Consider the following 21,556-nt stretch of genomic DNA (forward strand, 5'->3'; position numbering starts at 1 on the left):
GCAGCACCGCGAACGAATCCGAGAGTTTAAACCACCGCCCCATGTCGAAGCTCGATCGCTATCTCCTGCGTGATTTCGTCCAGAGTTTCCTGGCCACTTTGATCGTGCTGCTGGTGGTAAGCGTCGGTGGTGTCCTGGTGGACATCCTCGGCAATATCGCCGACGGCCGCGTACCGGCCCGCCTGCTGTTCTCGCAGCTGGGCCTGCAGTTCATCGTCTACATGCCGCTGATCCTGCCGTTGGCGTTGATGCTGGGCCTGCTGCTGGCCACCGCCCGGCTCTACCGGGACTCGGAAATGGCGGTGCTGACCGCCATCGGGGTGGGGCCCAAACGGCTGCTGCGCCCGGTGCTGATGCTGGTGGTGCCGGTGGTGGGCCTGATCGCCCTGTGCTCGCTGTGGCTGGGCCCCTGGGCCGATCGCACCAGCGAGACCATGATCGTGGAAGCCAACCGCAGCGTGGCCATGGCCGGGCTGGAGTCGGGCAAGTTCACCAATCTGCCCAACAACGGCGGGGTGGTCTACCTGTCCTCGCTGTCGCCGGACGGCACCCGGCTGGGCAAGGTGTTCCTGCAGCGGCAGAAGGACGACCGTATCGAGGTGGTGTCGGCCGACCACGGCCGCATGTTCTTCGAGGGCGAGCGCCAGCGCTACCTGGAGCTGGACGACGGCCACCAGGTGGAAGGGCCGGCCAACGGTGCGCTGGACTACAAGCTGATGACCTTCGCGCGCAACGACGTGGCCATGCCCGACGGCGCCGATACCCGCCAGAAGGACGACCCCGAACTGCTGCCGACCACCCAGCTGCTGGGCGACGCGCGGCCGGCGGCGCAGGCGCAGCTGCATTCGCGCATCACCCCGCCGCTGATCGCGCTGGCGTTCGCGCTGATGACGCTGCCGCTGGCGCGCAGTTCACCGCGCCAGCAGCGCTACGGGCGCATGATGCTGGCGTTCCTGGCCTACCTGGTGGGCATGAACCTGATGTTCATCGGCACGCGCTGGATCGCCGATGGCAAATTGTCCGGCAGTGTCGGTCTGTGGTGGCTGAGCCTGCCGCTGCTGGCGCTGGCGATCTGGATGTACCTGCGTGACGGCAAGCTGTCGCGCCCGCGGAGGACCGCATGAAGTTTCGCCCGATGCGGTTTGATCTCTATCTCGGCCGGTCGGTCTTCGGCACGGTGCTGCTGACCTGGGCGGTGCTGCTGGGCCTGGACGTGGTGATGGCCTTCTCCGGTGAATTCAAGGACGTGGGCAAGGGCGGTTACACAATCGGCCATGCGGCCGCGTGGGTGCTGTACACGGTGCCGCGCCGGGCCTACACGTTCTTCCCGACGGCGGCGGTGATCGGTTCGCTGATGGGGCTGGGGCAGCTGGCGGCCACCTCCGAGCTGACCGCGCTGCGCGCGCTGGGCCTGTCACGCAAGCGCCTGAGCGCGTCGGTGGCGATCGCGCTGTCGCTGCTGACGGCGGTGATGGTGTTGACCGGCGAGACGCTGGCGCCGTGGGCGCAGAGCCGGGCCGACGACATCCGGATGAGCGCCAAGTGGGGCAACGACATGGCGGTGGCCCGCTATTCGGGCGTGTGGGCACGCGAGGGCGATACGTTCCTCAACGCGGGCGCGGGCGACGAGCAGCTGCTGCCGGGCGGTGGGACCAAGCTGGTGCTGCGCGATGTGCGGCTGTACAAGATCGGCGACGACGGCAAGCTGGCGTCGTTGACCTACGCGGGCACGGCCGAGCACGGCGATACGGGCTGGGTGTTGAACAAGGTGCGCCGGGATACGTTCGGGGAGCGCTCGGCGACGCGTGAGACGGTGGAATCGGAACCGTGGAATTCGAAGCTGGATGCGGCGGCGCTGGCCAGCGGCATCTCCAAGCCGCGCAATCTGCGCGCGTCGGACCTGCGCACGAGTATCGAGTACCGCAAGCGCAATGGGCTGGATGCGCGCGATTACGAGGATATCTACTGGAGCCGGTGGTTCTACCCGGTGAACGTGCTGGCGTTGTGCCTGGCGGCGGTGCCGTTTGCGTTCGGTTCGCTGCGCAGCGGCGGAATGGGCAAGCGGCTGTTCCTGGGCATCCTGTTCGCGCTGGGCTTCTGGCTGCTGCAGTTGTTCTTCGGGCGGATGGCCGGTGCGTTGAAGTTCGATTACCGCATTGCCTACGCACTGCCGCCGATCGTGATGCTGGCGGTGTCGGGGATGCTGTTCCGGCGCAAGTCGGGGTAACGCGGCGGCGTTGTGGGGGCTCGCTTTTCTGGGCTACCTGAGGGTGGCTGTCTGGCCCGCTCTGGAAGGTGATTCGGGTGCGGCCAGAAGGGTGCCGCCCCAGCCGGCCGCTGGCCGGCTCCACGGAACATGTCAGGCGGTATCGGGAGCCGGGCAGCGGCCGGCGCTACCGGTTCAACGCTTCGGCAGGCGTCGCATGCGCGTGCCGCTGGCGCGGTCGTGCCAGGTCAGGCGCTGGCGGTCGACCAGCGACCACCACAGGCCGAGCCCACCGAGTAGCACCGAGACGGTGCCGACCGCGTAGCGCAGCCACAGCTGCCGGCGGCTGGGGGCGGCGCCGTCGGCCGTGACGACCTGCAGGCGCCACGGGCGCATGCCCAGCGTCTGGCCGCCACGGCGCCAGCTGAGCGTGGCGTACAGGCCGGTGATGATCCAGCAGCACAGCCACAGCAGCCACTGCAGCGCGCTGAAAGGGGCGATGTTGTCGCGCTCGGCGTGGCCGGAGAGGGTGTAGCCCACGGTGAACAGTGTGCCGGCCAGCATCCACAACGCCAGCGCGGGGAACAGGTCGTACAGCAGCGCCAGCAGGCGCCACAGCAGCAGACTGGCGGGGCGATCGGTGGCGGCAGCGGGAGCGGTGGTGGTGGCCATGGGCCGAGCATACCTGCGCCAGGGCGCCGGTTCGATGGCCGGGCTGCGTCCGGCTCCGTATGCTGACCGCATGTCCGAAACCTCCACACCCGCACTGCGCCGCCAGCTGGTGCAGCACCTGCCGCCCCTGCGCGACGACGACAACGCGCTGATCCAGCGCTTCCTCGATGCGATCTGGGCCGAGCAGGGCCTGGCGCAGGCCAGCCTGGACAGCTATCGACGCGACCTGGAGGGCGTGGCGCGCTGGCGCGATGGCGCCGCCGGCGGGTTGGCGGCGATCGACCGGGCCGGCCTGTTCGACTATCTGGCCTGGCGCGCACGGCACGGCTGGTCGCCGCGCAGCAACGCGCGCCTGCTGTCGGCGCTGCGCGCGTTCTTCGCCGATGCCCTGCGCCGCGGGCAGCGCAGCGAGGACCCCAGCGTGCTGCTGGATCCGCCGCGATTGCCTCGGCTGCTGCCCAAGGCGCTGGCCGAAAGCCAGATCGAGGCACTGCTGGATGCGCCGGACATCGACACGCCGATCGGCCTGCGCGACCGGGCGATGCTGGAGCTGATGTACGCCGCCGGCCTGCGCGTGAGCGAGCTGGTGCAGCTGCCGGCCAATGCGGTCAACCTGCGCCAGGGCGTGCTGCGGGTGACCGGCAAGGGCAGCAAGGAACGGCTGGTGCCGTTGGGCGAGGAGTCCCAGCATTGGCTGGAACGCTACCTCGCGCAGTCGCGGCCGCTGCTGGCCGGCAAGCGCGCGGTGCCGGCCGGGGCCGACGGCTCGGTGCCGATGTTCCTGGAACCATCGCTGCACCCGCTCAGCCGCCAGCAGTTCTGGGTGCTGGTGAAGAAGTACGCGGCGCTGGCCGGGATCGATCCGGTGCGGATCAGTCCGCACGGGCTGCGCCACAGCTTCGCCACCCACCTGCTCAACCACGGCGCGGACCTGCGGGCGCTGCAGATGCTGCTGGGCCACAGCTCGCTGTCCACCACCCAGATCTACACGCTGGTGGCGCGTGAGCACCTGCAGAAGCTGCACGCCAGGCACCATCCGCGCGGGTAATGCCGCCGTGCGTTACTGCGACATACCCCGCAACTTCTCGGTGAACGTTTTGAGCACCCTGGCCTGGACGTTGAAGCTGCTGTCGGCAGGCGTGTGCATTGCCAGCAGATTCAGGATCGGCTGGTAGGCCAGCCACGCCGGAGGACTGCGTTGCGCTTGATAGGAGGCAAGCTGGTCGACTTCGCGGTGGAAGGTGGCGAAGTCATTCAACTCGCCCGCCCAGAACGCGGTGACCAATGCCTCTTTGCCCCGTACAACACGATGCATGGGCGACATCATTGCGTGCAGCGCATCGACGGTGCTGCTGCTTGCGTTGAAAGGCTGCCGGTTACTGACCCGGCTCAGCAATCCATCAAATGTCTCGCCCTTGTTCCAGGGCCCGTTCGTCTCCAGCAAGCGATTCCGGTACTCGGTGAGCCGCGCTGCACTGATTTGAAACTGACAAGGTGAGATCCGCCACGTCCAGTACTGTTTGGTCAGCGCATTCTCCCGATTCCTGACGGCGCTGAAGGCGTCCACCAGCCGCGAGCCGCTGTGGTTGCCGATCGCCAATGCAACCTTGGCCGAGGTGGATCCCAGTACATGGGCCTTGAAAAGCAGGGGAAGCGAGGAAACTGCGCTCATGCGGGTTACCACTCAGGCAGAAGGCAGTCAGCATCCTTCACGTCGCAGCACGGGTGCTTTCAGAAATCGCTCATCGGCCAATCTTTCCCTGCGTATCCGCGGTCGACGGGGTGCGCGATGCACAGACACCCCGTCAGGCGTCTGATCCCCGGTTGGCCGGGGCGTCAGGCAGGGTCATCCGGGTAGCCTGCGTTTTCGCGACGGCGTGATCAACCATCACAGGCAGTGAGAACAGCTTGGCGGCGCTCGCGATCAGCGCTCCAATCGCGCCTGCGCCCCTGCTGGGCGGGGCGGCGCCCACGATTTCGACCGGCCTCGTCTTCAGAACGCTGAGTGTGTGGGTGCGCAGACGACTCGCCAGGACCGGGCGGGTTACCGTGGCGCGGTTGATTTGATCGGGTCCTCGCCCGGCACCTGTGGCGTCGGTGGCCGCCTCTGTTGCCGGTCCAGCGTCGTGTCTGGCGTTCCACTCGGCTATCTGTCGATCTTCACGTTCAAAGCGTGCGTCGAAGAACTGCTGCTCTTCTGGCGTGTAGTCTGCATCGGCCCATTCGTCGCTGTCGTACCCACTCCCTTCCATGACATGCCCGCCGCTTCCGGCGTTGCACTCGGCTATCTGTCGATCTTCGCGTTCGAAGCGAGCGTCGAAGAACTGCTGCTCTTCTGGCGTGTAGTCTGCATCGGCCCATTCGTCGCTGTCGTACCCACTCCCGTCCATGACATGCCCGCTGCTTCCGGCGTTCCACTCGGCTATCTGTCGATCTTCGCGTTCGAAGCGAGCGTCGAAGAACTGCTGCTCTTCTGGCGTGTAGTCTGCATCGGCCCATTCGTCGCTGTCGTACCCACTCCCGTCCATGACAGGCACGGCGCTCACCGCCGTTGCCTCCAGTGACCCGTTGTAGACGGCATGCAGCTGCGCGGCCACCTCGTGGGCAGCGTCCAGGTGCGCCGGGTCCGTCTGCGCCAGAATGCCTTTGGGATGCAGCTCACTTCGAAGTGCGGGGTAGGGGGTGCCGGCAGCGTGTGGCGGACGCTGTGCCTGAAGACGCTGTGGATGCAGCTCACTACGGCGTGGCGTCAGGGCGCTGTGCTGCGCGCGCGCGCCAGCGTCGGGCGGGGGTGTGGCTGCCCGGCTGCGGACGACCATCTTGGCCACCGGTGACAATACGCCTGCGGTTGTTCCGCTTCTGGGCGCCTCATGGCGCGCGAACTTGACCGGCGAGGGTAGCGTGGGCGCCAAGTGCGGCTGCGGGGAAAGGACCGTTGGTGATGGAATTGGCACGCGGACAGACCCGTTCAGTCGCAGCTCCCATTGCGCGCACAGAGATGCCACCCTGCCAGGCTCGACCAGCCCGGCCCCCGTATACGCGGCAGGGGACGGGCGCGCGTCGCTGTTGGCGACGCTGGCCAGTGGCAGCAAGGCCGGCTGCGGGGACCGGGCACCGTCGCCTGCGGCACGCGCGGGATGGATCCGGCCGACGGATGCCACCTGAGCAGTGGGGGGAAGGGCGGGATTGAACATGCGCGGGCCGGTAAGAGAGAGCCTGAAGACGCCGACGGTGCCATGCTTGCGTTCGTTCGGCTTTCAGAATCCGCGCATGACACGTGAGGCGAGGGCGGCCGAGGCGGGGCGGTGTGCGAGAATCAGCACCACCCACTTGTTTCCGGAACGCTCGATGCTCCGTGTTGCCCTTGCCACCCTCTTCGGCGCCCTCAGCCTGACTGCCTGTGCGCAGCAACCGTCCGCGCCTGCCCCCGGCAAGGCCGCCCGTCCCGCCACGGCTGCCGCTGCGCCTGCGCCTGCCGCCGGCAGTGCCGACGAACGCGTGCGCAACGCGCTGAAGCAGCTGGACCCGAAGTTCGCGCCGGATTACATAGGCGCCGCGCCGTTCCCGGGCTTCCGTGAAGTGCTGGTGGGGGGGCAGGTGCTGTACGTGTCCGACGACGGTCGCTACCTGATGCAGTCCCAGCCGTACGACATCCAGAACAAGGCACCGGTCAGCAGCGCCGGCCTGCTGGCCTACCGGCAGAAGTTGCTGGCGAAGGTGCCGCAGGCCGAACGCATCGTGTTCGCCGCGCCCAATGCCAAGTACACCGTCAGCGTGTTCACCGATATCGAGTGTGGGTACTGCCGCAAGCTGCACCAGGACATCGCCGAGCTCAACCGCAACGGCATCACCGTGGAATACCTCGCGTTCCCGCGCATGGGGCTGGGCAGCCAGGATTACACCGACATGATTTCGGTGTGGTGCGCGGCCGATCGCAAGCAGGCCCTCACCGCGGCCAAGACCGGCCAGCCGGTGGCGCCGAAAAACTGCACCAATCCGGTGGCCATGCAGTACACGCTGGGCCAGCAGATGGGCGTGAACGGTACCCCGGCGATCTTCGCCGCCGATGGCACCCAGCTGGGCGGCTACGTGCCGCCGGCACAGCTGAAGGCCGCGCTGGAGCGCATCACGGCCGGCGGCAGCCGCTGAAACCAGAACGCCCCGGCAGTGCCGGGGCGTTTTTTTGTGGGTAGAGCCGGGCTCTGCCCGGCTGAACGTTTGCAGTTGCGCGGTCATCGATCAGCGGGGCAGAGCCCCGCTCTACGTGGTTGGCGATCAGCGGGGCAGAGCCCCGCTCTACGGGTCAGTTCAACCCGTCACTGATGGCCTTGGTCAGGGTGCCCTGCGGGTCATCGCCGCTGAACTCCCAGAAGAACGCGCCGCCCAGTCCCTGGGCCTTCACGTAGCCCATCTTCTCGGTGACCATCGCCGGGGTATCCACGCTCCAGAAGGTGGTGCCGTTGGAGATCCACGTGGCCTTGGCGACGGTGTCGGTGTAGACCGGCCAGGTCAGGTTCTTGAGCACCTTCCAGTCTTCGATGCCGGCTTCATACGTTCCCGGTGCCGCGCCGCCGGCGCTCTTGTACAGCCCGTTGTTGCCACTGGCCACGCCGGTCCAGCCGCGCCCGTAGTAGCCGATGCCCAGGTTCAACTTGGACGCCGGCACGCCACGGCTCAGGAACGCCTCCATCGCATCGTTGCTGTTGTAGAGCTTCTGGTCGCCGGTGGACGGGTCGGCCGGGGAGTCGAACAGCGCCGAGTGGTGGTTGGTCTGCGGATCCCACGCACCGTGGAAGTCGTAGGTCATCACGTTGATGAAGTCCAGGTACGGGTGGTACGCCGCCGGGTCGGTCACGCGGATCTTGTCGATCCCCGCGCCCACCGCCACCGTCAGCAGCAGCCCGGGCCGCACCGCATCCAGCTGGCGGCGGAACTCGGCCAGCAGCGCGGTGTAGTTGGCGTTGTCGGCCGGGGTGCCGCAGCTCAGCCCGCACGCCACCGGGTATTCCCAGTCGATGTCGATGCCGTCGAACACGCCCGCCGCCGCGCCCACGCCACCGGCGCCGTCGGTCACCGGCAGGTTGCCCTTGATATAGGCATCCACGCACGAGGCCACGAAGGCCTGGCGGTTGGCCGGCTGCGCCGCGCTGGAGAAGCCGCGCGACCAGGTCCAGCCACCCAGCGAGATCAGCACCTTCACGTTCGGGTGCTTGGCCTTGAGCTGCTTGAGCTGGTTCCAATTGCCGCGCAACGGCTGGTCCCAGGTGTCGGCGCTGCCGCTGACGCTCTCGCCGGCACCGAAGGCCTTGGTGTAGTCGGCGAACGCATCCCCGCCGACGCCGGTGTTCGGGTCGGAGGCCTGGGTCACGCCCACTTCGCAGCGGTTGTTGCGCACGTTGCCGAAGGCGTAGTTGATGTGGGTCAGCTTGGCCGCCGAACCGCTGGTGTCGATGTTCTTGACCCGGTAGTTGCGCCCGTAGATGCCCCACTGGGTGAAGTAGCCGATCACCCGCTTGGTGCCGCCGCCCCCGCCGCCGGCCGCGGTGGTCACGCTGATCGAGCCGCTCTGCGCCGAGGCATTGCCGGCGTTGTCGCGGGCACGCACGGTGTAGCTGTAGGCCGTGCTGGCGGTGAGCCCGCCGTCGGTGTACTGGGTGGCGCTGGGTGAGCCGACCAGGCTGCCGTTGCGGTACACGTCGTAGCCGGCCACGCCGCTGCCGCCGCTGTTGTCGGTGGCCGCGCTCCAGGCCAGGTTGACCGTGGTGGCGGTTTTGGAGGGTGAGGCCAGGCCGCCGGGCACGCTGGGCGGGGTGGTGTCGTTGCTGGAGGCGGTGACGGTCACGCTGACCGTGGCCGAGGAAGTAACCGCGTTGTTGTTGTCGGTGGCCACCGCCTTGAAGGTGTGGCTGCCGGCCGATGCATTGGCCCAGGTCACGCTGTACGGCGCGCTGGTGTCGATGCCCAGCGAGGTACCGCCACGGAAGAACTCCACCTTGCTGACACTGCCGTCGCTGTCGGCGGCGTTGGCGCTGACGGTGATGCTGCTGCCGGCGGTGAAGCTGGCCCCGGCGGTGGGGGCGGTCAGGCTGACGGTGGGCGGCTGGTTGCTGCCGCTGCCGTCGCAGGCGCCCAGGTTGGTGTAGTAGGGCGCACCGGCCGGGTGGTCGGGCGGGGCATTCCAGATGTCCTGGTTGGCCCGGTACAGCACGCCCCCTTTCTGCAGGGTGGTACCGGAGAGGTAGATCACTGCGGCGTTCCATTCCGGCGCGCCGGTACAGTTGGCGGCCAGCGCCAGACTGGGCGTGGCGGCCGCCGCCAGGGCCAGGGCAAGCAGCCAGCGTTTGTGGCGGGCGGCCGGCTGGGGGGATATCGATGTCACCGCACTGCGCATCATCGGGTCAGGCATGGTCTTACTCCGATCTAGTGATGGGCGCGGGCCGCCGGGTGGGGCGGCCCGCGTGCAGCAGGTCCGAGCGCCGGGGAGAGGCCGGCAACAACAGTGGGGGCGGACGAGGGCCTGACCGGAAGGCAGGTCGGGCAGGCGAGGACAACGTTGTCATGCATTCGTCCGGCAATCCGTGAGCCAGCGCAAGGTTCGGCCGTGAAGACGGCGCGGCCGTGCCGACGGGCCGCCAAGCCGCGGCGGCCGACTTCGGTACAATGGTGGGCCCCGTTCCCAACCACGGTTCCCCGGACATGATGGTCCTCGAGGGCGCATCCGCCCTTTCGCCGTTCCGCCGCGAACGTCTTGAATCCCGCCTGCAGTCCCTGGCCGCCGATCTGCGCATCACCGGTGCCTGGCATGTCTACTTCATCCAGACCGAGGGCGATGCGGCCCCGGACCCGGCGATCCTGAGCCGGATCCTGGAAGCGCAGCCGGCACTGGCCGGGCAGGAAGCGGGGGCGGTGTCTCGCTTCGTGGTCCCGCGCCTGGGCACCTTGTCGCCGTGGTCGAGCAAGGCCACCGAACTGGTGCGCGGCGCCGGGCAGCCGATCCGCCGGGTGGAGCGTGGCCTGCGCATCGACCTGGCCGGGTGGCCGGCCGATGCCGCCGCCCAGGCGGCGGTGGCGCGCGCGCTGCACGACCCGATGACCCAGTCGGTGCTGGACCAGGCCGACCAGGCCCAGGCGCTGTTCAGCGCGCCGGCCCGGGGTGAGCTGGAACGCATCGCGCTGGAGGACCTGGAAGCGGCCAACCGCCGCCTCGGCCTGGCCATGGCCCAGGACGAGATCGACTACCTGCGCCAGCGCTTCGGCGAACTGGGCCGCAAGCCGTCGGACGTGGAACTGATGATGTTCGCGCAGGCCAATTCCGAGCACTGCCGCCACAAGATCTTCAACGCCAGCTGGACCATCGACGGCGCCGATCAGCCGCAGTCGCTGTTCCGCATGATCAAGAACACCCACCAGCAGACCCCGCAGCACACGTTGAGCGCCTACAGCGACAACGCCGCGGTGGTCGCTGGCCTGCCCGCATCGCGCTACCGCCCGGATCCAGCCAGTGGCCAGTACCGCAGCGAAGCGGTGGTCGATTCGGCGTTCTGCATCAAGGTGGAAACCCACAACCATCCCACCGCGATCGCCCCGTTCCCGGGCGCGTCGACCGGTGCCGGCGGTGAAATCCGCGACGAAGGCGCCACCGGCCGCGGCGGCAAGCCGAAGGCCGGCCTGACCGGTTTCTCGGTCTCGCACCTGCGCATCCCGACCCTGCCGCAGCCGTGGGAGGCGCCGCGCGCGCTGAACCCGCGCATGGCCCCGGCGCTGGACATCATGCTGGACGGCCCGCTGGGCGGCGCCGCCTTCAACAACGAGTTCGGCCGCCCCAACCTGCTGGGTTACTTCCGCAGCTTCGAGCTGCCCGAAGGGCAGGGCCTGACCCGCGCCTACGATAAGCCGATCATGCTCGCCGGCGGCCTGGGCGCCATCGACCAGAACCAGGTCGAGAAGCTGACCCTGCAGCCGGGCGATGCGGTGATCGTGCTGGGCGGCCCGGCCATGCTGATCGGCCTGGGCGGCGGTGCCGCCAGTTCGGTGGCCTCCGGTGAAAGTGCCGAAGACCTCGACTTTGCCAGCGTGCAGCGCGACAACCCGGAAATGGAGCGTCGCTGCCAGGAAGTGATCGACCGCTGCGTGGCGCTTGGCCTGGACAACCCGATCCGCTGGTTCCATGACGTCGGCGCCGGCGGCCTGTCCAACGCCATTCCCGAGCTGCTGCACGACTCCGGCGTGGGCGGTGTGATCGACCTGGGCAAGGTGCCCGCCGATGACCCGTCGTTGTCGCCGATGCAGTTGTGGTGCAACGAATCGCAGGAACGCTACGTGCTGGGCGTGCCGCAGGCGCGGCTGGCCGAGTTCGCCGCGATCTGCGCGCGCGAACGCTGCCCGTTCGCCGCCGTGGGCGTGGCCACCGCCGAGGAACGCCTGGTGGTGGCCTACGGCGCCACCGTGGACAACATCCCGGCCGATGCACCGATCGACCTGCCGATGGACGTGCTGTTCGGCAAGGCGCCGAAGATGCACCGCGACACCGCCCACCCGCCCGCACCGCGCTGGCCGGCGCTGAAGACCGCCGGGCTGGACCTGCATGAAGCGGGCCTGCGCGTGCTGGCGCACCCGTCGGTGGCGTCCAAGAACTTCCTGGTCACCATCGGCGACCGCAGTGTGGGCGGCTTGACCGCGCGCGAGCAGATGATCGGCCCGTGGCAGTTGCCGCTGGCCAACGTGGCCATCACCCTGGCCGGGTTCGACACCGTGGCCGGTGAAGCGATGGCCATCGGCGAGCGCACCCCGCTGGCCCTGCTCGATGCCGCCGCGTCGGCCCGCATGGCCGTGGGCGAGGCGATCACCAACCTGTGCGCCGCCCCGGTGGATGCACTGGAGACGGTGAAGCTGTCGGCCAACTGGATGGCCGCCGCCGGCCACAACGGCGAAGACGCGCTGCTGTACGACGCGGTGCGCGCGGTGGGCATGGAACTGTGCCCGCAGCTGGACCTGAGCATCCCGGTCGGCAAGGACTCGCTGTCGATGCAGGCGCAGTGGCACGCCGATGGCCAGGCGCACAAGTCGGTGTCGCCGGTATCGCTGGTGATCTCCGCGTTCGCCCCGGTGGCCGATGCCAACGCCCAGCTCACCCCGCTGCTGGACCGCGACACCGACAGCGAGCTGTGGCTGATCGGCCTGGGCGCCGGCAAGCAGCGCCTGGGCGGCTCCATCCTGGCCCAGGTGCATGCCGACCACAGCGACCTGCCCGCGTTTGCCGGCGCCGTGCCGGACCTGGACGATGCGCAGCGCCTGCGCGCGTTCTTTGAACTGATCCGCGATGCGCGCCAGGCCGGCCTGCTGCTGGCTTACCACGACCGCAGCGATGGCGGTGCCTTCGCCGCGCTCTGCGAAATGGCGTTCGCCTCGCGCCTGGGTCTGGACATCACCCTGGATGCCTGGGGCGATGATCCGTTCCGCAGCCTCTTCAATGAAGAGCTGGGTGCGGTGGTGCAGATCGCCAAGGAAGACCGCGCCGCGTTTGCCGACCTGGTCGAGCGCCACGCGCTGACCGAGTGCGCCCAACGCATCGCGCGCCCGACCACCGCGCCGGTGGTGCGGGTGTCGCTGCAGGGCGAGAGCCTGGTCGAGTGGCGCTGGGAAGCGCTGTTCGATGCCTGGTGGTCGGTGACCCACGCCATGCAGAAGCTGCGCGACAACCCCGACAACGCCGACCAGGAGCGTGCGGTCGCGCGCAACTTCAACGCGCCGGGCCTGAAGCCGAAGCTCACCTTCGATATCAATGAAGACGTGGCGATGCCGTTCATCAGCACCGGCGCGCGCCCGCGCGTGGCGGTGCTGCGCGAGCAGGGCGTCAACGGCCAGATTGAAATGGCGAACATCTTCGAACGTGCCGGCTTCACTTCGTTCGACGTGCACATGAGCGACCTGATCGAAGGGCGCGTTGCGCTGTCCGATTTCACCGGGCTGGTCGCCTGCGGCGGCTTCAGCTACGGCGACGTGCTCGGGGCCGGCCGCGGTTGGGCCACCTCGGTGCTGGAACGCAGCGCACTGCGCGATGCCTTCGCCGCGTTCTTCGCGCGCGACGACAGCTTCGCCCTGGGCGTGTGCAACGGCTGCCAGATGATGAGCCAGCTCAAGGACATCATCCCCGGTGCCGAGCACTGGCCGCAGTTCCGCCGCAACCGCAGCGAGCAGTTCGAAGCGCGCACCGCCCTGCTGGAAGTGGTGGAGTCGCCGTCGATCCTGCTGCGTGGCATGGCCGGCTCGCGCCTGCCGGTCGCGGTGGCGCATGGCGAAGGCCAGGCGGTGTTCGCCACGGCCGTGGACCAGGCGGCCGCACGCGTCTCGCTGCGTTACGTGGATGGCGATGGCAACGTGGCCACCCAGTACCCGCTCAACCCGAATGGTTCGCCGGACGGCATTACAGGCCTGACCACCAGCGACGGTCGCGTCACCATCATGATGCCGCACCCCGAACGCACGCCGCGCGCGCTCAACCTGAGCTGGCGTCCGAGCGAGTGGCAGGGCGATTCGCCGTGGTTGCGGATGTTCCGCAACGCACGCGTATGGTGTGGCTGATACTGCGCACGTCACTGTTGCTGAAGTGGTGAAAATCGCGTGAAGAAACCGCCGGCCCGTCCGGCGGTTTTCTTTTGTGTGGCGTGGAAAATGATCGGCAGCAATGAGTTACATCGCGTTACAACGTGAAAACGCGTTATAGCGATTACTCACATCAAACTAACGAAATCAGCATGTTTCGCGTCGGTTTTGTGACGCAGATCGCTGTCGGAAGTTTTTCTACGTCAAAGTCTTGACGTTGCTGAAACTGTACGTTAACACTGCATCCTCATTTCGAAAGCGTTCAGTTCTGCAGTAACCGCATGGATGGCGAGTCGGCTGTACGTCTGTAGCAAGCCATTCGGCGCAACGCAGTAAATCAAGCGAGTACACGCCCCCAGGGGACGTTGGACCACATGGTCCGGCGTTGGCGTCGCTTTGCCTAAAACCAGCCCACTCAGGAGTCGCATCGATGAATCGGATTTATCGCAAGGTCTGGAACAAAGCACTGGGGCAAATGGTTGTCGCCTCGGAATTGGCCACCGGCCAGTCTGCCGGCGTGGTCATCGACCAGCGACGATCCACCGACACGCGCGCCACGTCGGTGCTGTCGGCTGCCATCGCGTTGACACTCGGGTTGGGCATGGCTGGGCTGGCGCCGGCTGCCCTGGCGCAGTCGGTGGAAGTGGGCGGCAATGCCAACTGCGTTGTGCTCAACAGCAAGATCCTGGACAGCTGCGTGGTCGATGGCAGCGCCAGCGCCACCGGCAGCAACGCGGTGGCCATCGGCAGCAACAGCACCGCCTCGGCCAGCAACAGCGTTGCGCTCGGTGCAGGCTCCAAGGCCAACCGCGCCAACACGGTATCGGTGGGTGATGCGGGCAAGGAGCGCCAGGTCACCAACGTGGCTGCCGGTACCGCCGCTACTGATGCGGTGAACAAGGCCCAGCTGGACAAGGTTGCGGTTGCTGCCGAAGGCGCGACCCGCTATTTCAAGGCCGATGGTGTTGGCAACGACAGCGATGCGGCCACGATCGACGGTGACGGCGCGCTTGCCGCCGGTGCCGGTGCCACCGCCGAGGGCGACGGCGCCACCGCCGTGGGGCAGGGCAGCCAGGCGCTGGCCAATGCCACCACGGCCACCGGCAGCCAGGCCATTGCGGCCGGCCTGGGCGCCAGCGCCTTCGGCCAGAACACGCTGGCCTTCGGCGACGCCAGCACGGCAGTGGGGCAGAGCGCCGCTGCTTTCGGCCTCGGTGACGTCGCGCTCGGTGCACACGCACTGGCCGCCAGCGAGAACGGTGCAGCCACCGCGATTGGCGGCCTGGCCGAAGCCAGCGCCGACGGTGCCACCGCGATCGGCGGCGGCGCATTGGCCATCGGCGCGGGCAGCACCTCGCTCGGCCGTGGCGCGGGCAGTGCTGGCGAGGCCTCGGTGGCGGTCGGCGCGTTCAGCGTGGCCGTGGCCGATTTCAGCGCCGCGCTCGGGTCCAACTCCGCGGCCGTGGCCGTGGGCAGCGTGGCGCTGGGCGCCGGCTCCTACGCCGATCGCATCGACACCGTATCGGTGGGCAACGGCGAAACCGGCCTGCGCCGCCAGATCACCAACGTGGCCGATGGCAGCGAAGCCAACGATGCAGTGAACAAGTCCCAGCTGGATGCCGTGGGCGCCGTGGCGGCCACCACCAGCAAGTATTTCCAGGCCACCGGCAGTGACGACAGCGATGCTGGCGCCTATGCCGAGGGCGACAACGCCACCGCGATCGGTGAAGCGTCCAACGCACTCGGCAGTGGCGCTACCGCGCTCGGCAGTGGCGCCACCGCGGTGGCACAGAACGCCACGGCGGTGGGCTTCAATGCCGTGGCCACCGGCCAGAACAGCGCCGCCTTCGGCAACAACGCGCAGGCCAACGGCCCGGGCAGCGTGGCGGTCGGTGGCGCGGCGGTGGATGCCGATGGCAACCCGCTGATCACCAACGGCGGCGTGCCGGTCGATACCGGCGCCACCAGCGCTGGCGTCGGCGGTACCGCCGTGGGTGCCAGTGCGGAAGCGGCGGGCTTTGCCTCCTCGTCCTACGGTGTCGGCGCGTACGCCGGCGGCGCGCAGTCGTCGGCCTTCGGCGCGGTGTCCAACGCCATTGGTGACTACTCCACCGCCGTCGGCACGCAGAGCGTGGCCACCGGCAACAGCAGCACCGCCATCGGCGGGCCGGCCGACCTGCTGCCGGGTCTGGGCTTCTTCGTGCAGACCCAGGCCAGCGGTGAAGCGGCGACCGCCGTGGGCGCCGGCGCGATCGCCAGCGGCGATTACGCCACCGCCAACGGCACCCTGACCGAAGCGTCGGGCACCGAAGCCACCGCCGTGGGCTACTTCGCTTACGCACCGGGTGAAGGCGCTACCGCGCTGGGCGCGGAAACCTGGGCCAGCGGCGAACTCAGCACCGCAGTCGGTTTCTATGCCACCGCACGCGGCGCCAACAGCGTTGCGCTGGGGGCCAATTCCACCGCCACCCGCGCCAACACCGTCTCGGTCGGCGATGTCGGCAACGAACGTCAGATCACCCATGTGGCCGCCGGTACTGAGGCTACCGACGCGGTCAACAAGGCGCAGCTGGATGGCGTGGCCCAGGTGGCCAACGTCACCGCCAGCCGCTTCAAGGCAAATGGTTCCGATGACAGCGACGTGGGGGCGTTTGCCGAAGGCGACGGCGCGCTGGCCGCAGGCGAGGCCAGCAATGCGCTGGGCGCCGGTGCGGCCGCACTCGGCAACGGGGCCAACGCGCTGGGCGATGACACCGTGGCCGTGGGCCGCAACGTCAGCGCCAATGGCAACGGCAGTGTCGCCATCGGCGGCCTCGGCCAGGCCTATGACGAATTCAACCAGCCGCTGGTCGATGCCGACGGCAACGCCGTCAAGGTAGGCACCACCGCAGCGCAGGATGCGGTTGCGGTCGGCGCGGGCGCACTGGCCACCGGCGCCACCAGCAACGCGTTCGGCAGCGGCGCGCAGGCCACCGGCAGCAACAGCCTGGCGGCCGGCTACAAGGCGCGCGCCACCGGCGACTACAGCGTGGCGCAGGGCGACAACGCCTTCGCCAGCGGCGAGGAAACCACCGCCACCGGCGCCTACGCATGGGCCACCGAAGACGGTGCCACCGCGTTCGGTGCCAGTGCCTGGGCCACCGCGGCCAACGGCACCGCGGTGGGTCAGTCGGCGTGGGCCAGCGGCAGCGGCTCCACCTCGATCGGCTACAACAGCTGGGCGCGCGGCAGCAGCGCCACCGCGCTGGGTCGCGGTGCGTTCGGCTACGGCGACAACAGCGTCGCGGTCGGCTTCCAGGCGCTGGGCAACAGCATCAACACCATCGCCATCGGCACCAACGTGGTGGCCGGCGGTGAAAGCGCCATCGGCATCGGCGCCGGCAGCAACGCCAGTGCGTCCAATGCGGTGGCACTCGGCGCCGGTTCGGTCGCCGACCGTGCGTACACCGTATCGGTGGGCAGCAGCACCCGCCAGCGCCAGGTCACCAACGTCGCCGCCGGTACCCAGGGCACCGATGCGGTGAACCTGGACCAGCTCACCGACGCCACCGCGCAGTTCCAGGCCAGCGGTGACGGCGTGGCGGTAGCCGGGGGCGAGGAAAGCGTGGCCGCCGGTTCCAACGCGGCCACCGATGGCGACTACGCCACCGCCGTGGGCTCGGCCAGCTTCGCCGCTGGCAGCGGCGCCACCGCGCTGGGCAGCGGCGCGTTCGCATTGGCCGACAACGCCAGTGCGGTGGGCTTCAATGCACTGGCCAGCGGTGCCAACGCGATCGCCGTGGGCGCCAATGCGCAGGCCAGCGGCGAATACGCCACCGCCACGGGCGCCGAAAGCGAAGCTTCCGGCGAGCAGAGCACTGCCACCGGCGCGGCCAGCGTCGCGTCCGGTGCGGGCAGCTTTGCCGGCGGTGCGTTGTCCGACGCGGCCGGCGAAGAGTCGGTGGCGCTGGGCTACTACAGCAGCGCCAGTGGCCAGGGCGCGACCGCCGTGGGCGCCGAGAGCGTGGTCAGCGGCACCTTGTCGGCCGGCTACGGCTTCGGTGCCGAAGCCACCGCCGGTTACACCACCGCCATCGGCGGGCTGGCCGTGGCCAGTGCCTTCAACGCCACCGCATTGGGCAGCTTCGCCCAGGCCACCGGGTCCAACAGCGTCGCCGTGGGTGGTGATGCCGAGGCGTCCGGGGCGTACAGCACCGCCACCGGTCAGGGCAGCCTGGCCACCGGTACCAACAGCGTGGCCGTGGGCGGTTCGCTGTTCGGTCTGCTGGCCACCGAAGCGTCGGGCAACTACTCCACCGCCGTGGGCGGCGGGGCATGGTCGCCGGGCGTGAACAGCACCGCGCTCGGCAACGCGGCCACCTCCAGTGGTGAGAACAGCGTGGCCCTCGGTGCCGATTCCATCGCCGACCGCGACGACAGTGTGTCGGTCGGCAGTGCCGATGCGCAGCGCCAGATCACCAACGTCGCTGCCGGTACCGAAGGCACCGATGCGGTCAACCTCGACCAGTTGAACGCGGTGGCTGCCGCAGGCGAAGCCACCAGCAAGTACTTCCAGGCCAGTGGCAGCGACAACAGCGATGCCGGTGCGTACGTGGAAGGCGACGATGCCCTGGCCGCCGGTGAAGCGGCCAATGCGATCGGCGACGGTGCCACCGCACTGGGTGCCGGTGCCAATGCGCTGGCCGCCAGCGCCACGGCAGTGGGCACCAATGCGCTGGCCAGCGCCGACGGTGCCGCCGCACTGGGCAGCAACGCGCAGGCCACGGGCGAGAACAGCGTGGCGCTGGGCAGCAACGCCAGCGCCAGCGAGATCGGTGCCAGCGCAATTGGCGGTGGGGCCATTGCCAGCGGCGCCTATGCCACCGCCAACGGCTTCGAGTCGTCGGCCAGTGGCCAGCAGGCCACCGCGACCGGCTTCCGTAGCATCGCCTCGGACGCGGGCGCATCGGCCTTCGGCAGTTACAGCGAAGCCACCGGGCGCCTGTCCAACGCATTGGGCTACGGCGCGATCGCGTCCAACGCCCTGGCCACGGCCGTGGGTACGTCGGCCACGGCCTCGGGGACCAGTTCGGTGGCGCTGGGTGAATCCAGCGAAGCGACCGGCGATGAAAGCGTGGCCATCGGTGGCTCGACCTTCTTCGGCCTGCTGCCGGCCCGTGCCAGCGGCACCGGTGCGGCGGCGTTCGGGGCCGGTGCCTGGGCAACCGACGACTACGCCACCGCGATCGGCTGGAATTCGTGGGCCGATGCGGCCAACAGCACCGCGCTCGGCGCCAACGCCATTGCCGAAGGCGTCAACAGTGTCGCGCTGGGCGCCGGTTCGTCGGCCGAGCGTGACAACACGGTCTCGGTCGGCACGGCCACCGCGCAGCGGCAGATCACCAACGTGGCCGACGGTACCGAAGGCACCGATGCGGTCAACGTCAATCAGTTGAGCGCCGTGGCCGAGGTGGCCGAGCAGACCAACCGCCAGTTCAAGGCGTCCGGCAGCGGCAACGGCGATGACGTGGGGGCCTATGTCGATGGCGCCTACGCCACCGCCGCCGGTGAAGCCGCCAATGCGTACGGCACTGGCGCATCGGCCTACGGCAGCGGCGCGCTGGCCTCCGGTCGCAATGCGTCGGCGTCGGGCTTCAACGCCTCGGCCACCGCCGATTCGGCCACGGCCATCGGTGGCGCGCTGTACTACGAAGATGCCAACGGCAACGTGCTCCTGGACAAGGCCACCAGTGCCAGCGGCACCGGCGCCACCGCGCTCGGCGCCGGTGCGCAGGCCACCGGGGTGTTCAGCACCGCCAGCGGTGCCGGGTCCACCTCGGCCGGGTTGCAGTCGGCGGCATTCGGCTACAGCGCCGAAGCGGGCAGCGACTACAGCACCGCAGTGGGCGCGTTCAGCGCGGCCAGCGGGGTGCGGACCACCGCGCTCGGCTACGGCGCCGAGGCCAGCGGCGACTACGCCTCGGCACTGGGCTGGGGCAGCACCGCGTCCGGTGCCTACGCCAACGCCATCGGCTACGCCTCGCAGGCCAGCGGTGCCAACAGCGTCGCCGCCGGTTCCAATGCCTGGGCCACCGCGGCGCAGACCACCGCGGTTGGCCAGCTGGCGTGGGCCACCTCGGCCGGCTCCACCGCGATCGGCCAGGACAGCTACGCCTACAGCGGCATCAATGCCACAGCGGTGGGCAAGAGTTCTTCGGCCAGTGGCGCGGGCAGCGTCGCGCTGGGTGCCGGTGCACGCACCAGCGAAGCCAATGTGGTCTCGGTCGGTGGCGGCAACGGCACCACCGGTCCGGCCACGCGCCGCATCACCAACGTCGGTGCGGCGGTGAACGCCAACGACGCGGTGAACAAGGCCCAGCTGGACAGCGTGGCGGCGACCGCCGATGCCGTCGGCAAGCACTTCAAGGCCAGCGGCACCGGCGTTGCCACCGCCAGCGGCAGCGATGCACTCGCCGCCGGTTCGGGCGCTGCCGCCAGTGGCAACCGCAGCAGCGCGCTGGGTGCGGCATCGGTGGCCTCGGCCACGGGTGCCACGGCCATCGGTGCCGATGCATCGGCACGCGGTGACAACAGCACCGTGATCGGCCGCTCGGCCTCCACCAACGCCACTAACGGCGTGGCCATCGGCAACGGTGCCTTCGCCAGCAACGGCGCCGGCAGCATCGCCATCGGCGCGGGTGCCGGGGTATCCGGCGCCGGTTCGGTGGCACTGGGCGCAGGCGCACGTGCGGTCGAAGCCAACGTGGTTTCGGTGGGCGGTGGCAACGGCACCGACGGTCCGGCCACGCGCCGCATCGTCAACGTCGCCGCCGGCCGCATCGCCGCCGGTAGCACCGATGCAGTGACCGGTGGCCAGCTCAACACCACCAACCAGCGCGTGGGCGCTGTGGAAACCCGCGTGGGCGACATCGACGAGCGCATCGGCTCGGTGGAAACCGTGACCGCCAACGCGCTCAGCTACGACGACGCCAGCCGCGACAAGGTCACCTTGTCCGGCGTGCAGGGTACGGTGCTGGACAACGTCGGCAGCGGGTCGATCGCCTCCGGCAGCCGTCAGGCCATCAACGGTGGTCAGCTGTTCCAGTCGCTGTCCGATGCCGCCAGCTTCCTCGGCGGTGGTGCCAGCGTGGGCATGCAGGGCGTGTTCGTGGCCCCCAACTATGTGATCCAGGGGACGACGTACAACAACGTGGGTGATGCCTTGGGTGCGCTGGACCGCAAGGTCAGCGACCTCGACCAGCGGGTGGCCGGCAGCAGCACGGCACGCGCACGCAGCGCAGCGGCACCCTCGGCCGATGTGGCCAGTGCGTCGCTGGCCACGGCCGATGAGCGCGTGGCCACCGCCAGCGTGCAGGGCGCGCCGATGGCCGCCAGTGCGGGCAGCCCGCAGGTAGTCAACGCACCGGCCGCCGCCGCACCGACCGCGGTCAATGCGGTGGTCATGGGCGAGGGCGCCGTGGCCAGCGGGGCCTCGGCCACCGCGATCGGCCAGGGGGCCACCGCAACGGCGGCCAACTCGGTCGCGCTGGGCCAGGGCTCGGTTGCCGATCGTGCCGACACGGTGTCGGTCGGCAGCGTCGGCAACGAACGCCAGGTCGCCAACGTCGCCGCTGGTACGCAGGCCACCGATGCGGTCAACAAGGGTCAGCTGGACGGCGGCATCGCAACGGCCAACAGCTACACCGACCAGCGCTTCGGCGCGATGGCCGACAGCTTCGACATCTACAAGGGCGAAATCGATCAGCGCCTGCGCCATCAGGACCGTCGCATCGACCGCCAGGGCGCGATGAGCGCGGCGATGCTCAACATGGCCACCAGCGCCGCCGGCGTGCGCACCCAGAACCGGGTGGGCGTGGGCGTGGGCTACCAGGGCGGGGAGTCGGCGTTGTCGCTGGGCTACCAGCGTGCGCTCAGCGAACGCGCCACGGTGACCATCGGCGGTGCCTTCAGCAGCGATGACAGCTCGGTGGGCGTGGGTGCCGGCTTCGGCTGGTAAGCAGACGTGGCAAGGCGTGGCCTGGTTGGGCCACGCCGCAAGCAATGCAAGGCCTGAGGGGGCGGGTCACGGGAACCCTG

The 21,556-nt window shown here is 69.2% G+C and carries 10 protein-coding genes; 6 read left to right on the forward strand and 4 right to left on the reverse strand.

The annotated features are described in order from the left end of the window. Window positions 1–41: 41 nt before the first annotated feature. Together lptF and lptG are read left to right on the forward strand one after the other, a co-directional pair. Window positions 42–1,124 (forward strand): LPS export ABC transporter permease LptF, encoded by a 1,083-nt coding sequence (lptF, locus tag GQ674_RS01305; protein WP_128096916.1) that lies wholly within the window; start codon window positions 42–44, stop codon window positions 1,122–1,124. Next, window positions 1,121–2,227 (forward strand): LPS export ABC transporter permease LptG, encoded by a 1,107-nt coding sequence (lptG, locus tag GQ674_RS01310; protein ID WP_159495685.1) that lies wholly within the window; start codon window positions 1,121–1,123, stop codon window positions 2,225–2,227. Before lptF ends, lptG begins: the two co-directional genes overlap by 4 nt. A 174-nt stretch (window positions 2,228–2,401) precedes the next feature. Here lptG and GQ674_RS01315 read toward each other — a convergent pair whose 3' ends face one another. After that, entirely contained in the window at window positions 2,402–2,878 is a 477-nt protein-coding gene (locus GQ674_RS01315) for an RDD family protein (RefSeq protein ID WP_159495686.1), read from the reverse strand. Window positions 2,879–2,948: 70 nt separating this feature from the next. On the opposite strand from GQ674_RS01315, the gene xerD reads away from it, so the two are divergent. Next, window positions 2,949–3,926: a site-specific tyrosine recombinase XerD gene (gene xerD / locus GQ674_RS01320; protein WP_159499164.1), complete on the forward strand. Its 978-nt coding sequence runs from the start codon at window positions 2,949–2,951 to the stop codon at window positions 3,924–3,926. A 12-nt stretch (window positions 3,927–3,938) separates the two neighbouring features. Here xerD and GQ674_RS01325 read toward each other — a convergent pair whose 3' ends face one another. Together GQ674_RS01325 and GQ674_RS01330 are read right to left on the reverse strand one after the other, a co-directional pair. Next, complete coding sequence (locus tag GQ674_RS01325; RefSeq protein ID WP_159495687.1) at window positions 3,939–4,550, reverse strand: hypothetical protein; 612 nt, start codon at window positions 4,548–4,550, stop codon at window positions 3,939–3,941. A 133-nt stretch (window positions 4,551–4,683) separates the two neighbouring features. After that, window positions 4,684–5,697, reverse strand: coding sequence for a hypothetical protein (locus tag GQ674_RS01330; RefSeq protein WP_159495688.1), 1,014 nt, complete (start codon window positions 5,695–5,697; stop codon window positions 4,684–4,686). 529 nt (window positions 5,698–6,226) lie between these two features. On the opposite strand from GQ674_RS01330, the gene GQ674_RS01335 reads away from it, so the two are divergent. Next, complete coding sequence (locus tag GQ674_RS01335) at window positions 6,227–7,027, forward strand: thioredoxin fold domain-containing protein (protein ID WP_159495689.1); 801 nt, start codon at window positions 6,227–6,229, stop codon at window positions 7,025–7,027. Between the two features lie 154 nt (window positions 7,028–7,181). Here the strand turns inward: GQ674_RS01335 and GQ674_RS01340 are convergent, their stop codons facing one another. Further along, window positions 7,182–9,284 (reverse strand): glycosyl hydrolase family 18 protein, encoded by a 2,103-nt coding sequence (locus GQ674_RS01340; protein ID WP_159495690.1) that lies wholly within the window; start codon window positions 9,282–9,284, stop codon window positions 7,182–7,184. Between the two features lie 290 nt (window positions 9,285–9,574). Here GQ674_RS01340 and purL point away from each other — a divergent pair, with 290 nt between their 5' ends. Further along, the gene (gene purL, locus GQ674_RS01345; RefSeq protein WP_159495691.1) at window positions 9,575–13,459 is read left to right on the forward strand and encodes a phosphoribosylformylglycinamidine synthase; all 3,885 of its coding nucleotides are present in this window, start codon (window positions 9,575–9,577) and stop codon (window positions 13,457–13,459) included. Between the two features lie 451 nt (window positions 13,460–13,910). Further along, complete coding sequence (locus GQ674_RS01350; protein ID WP_159495692.1) at window positions 13,911–21,476, forward strand: ESPR-type extended signal peptide-containing protein; 7,566 nt, start codon at window positions 13,911–13,913, stop codon at window positions 21,474–21,476. The last annotated feature ends 80 nt before the right edge of the window (window positions 21,477–21,556 follow it).

The organism is Stenotrophomonas sp. 364 (assembly GCF_009832905.1).
Lineage (GTDB): Bacteria > Pseudomonadota > Gammaproteobacteria > Xanthomonadales > Xanthomonadaceae > Stenotrophomonas > Stenotrophomonas maltophilia_AP.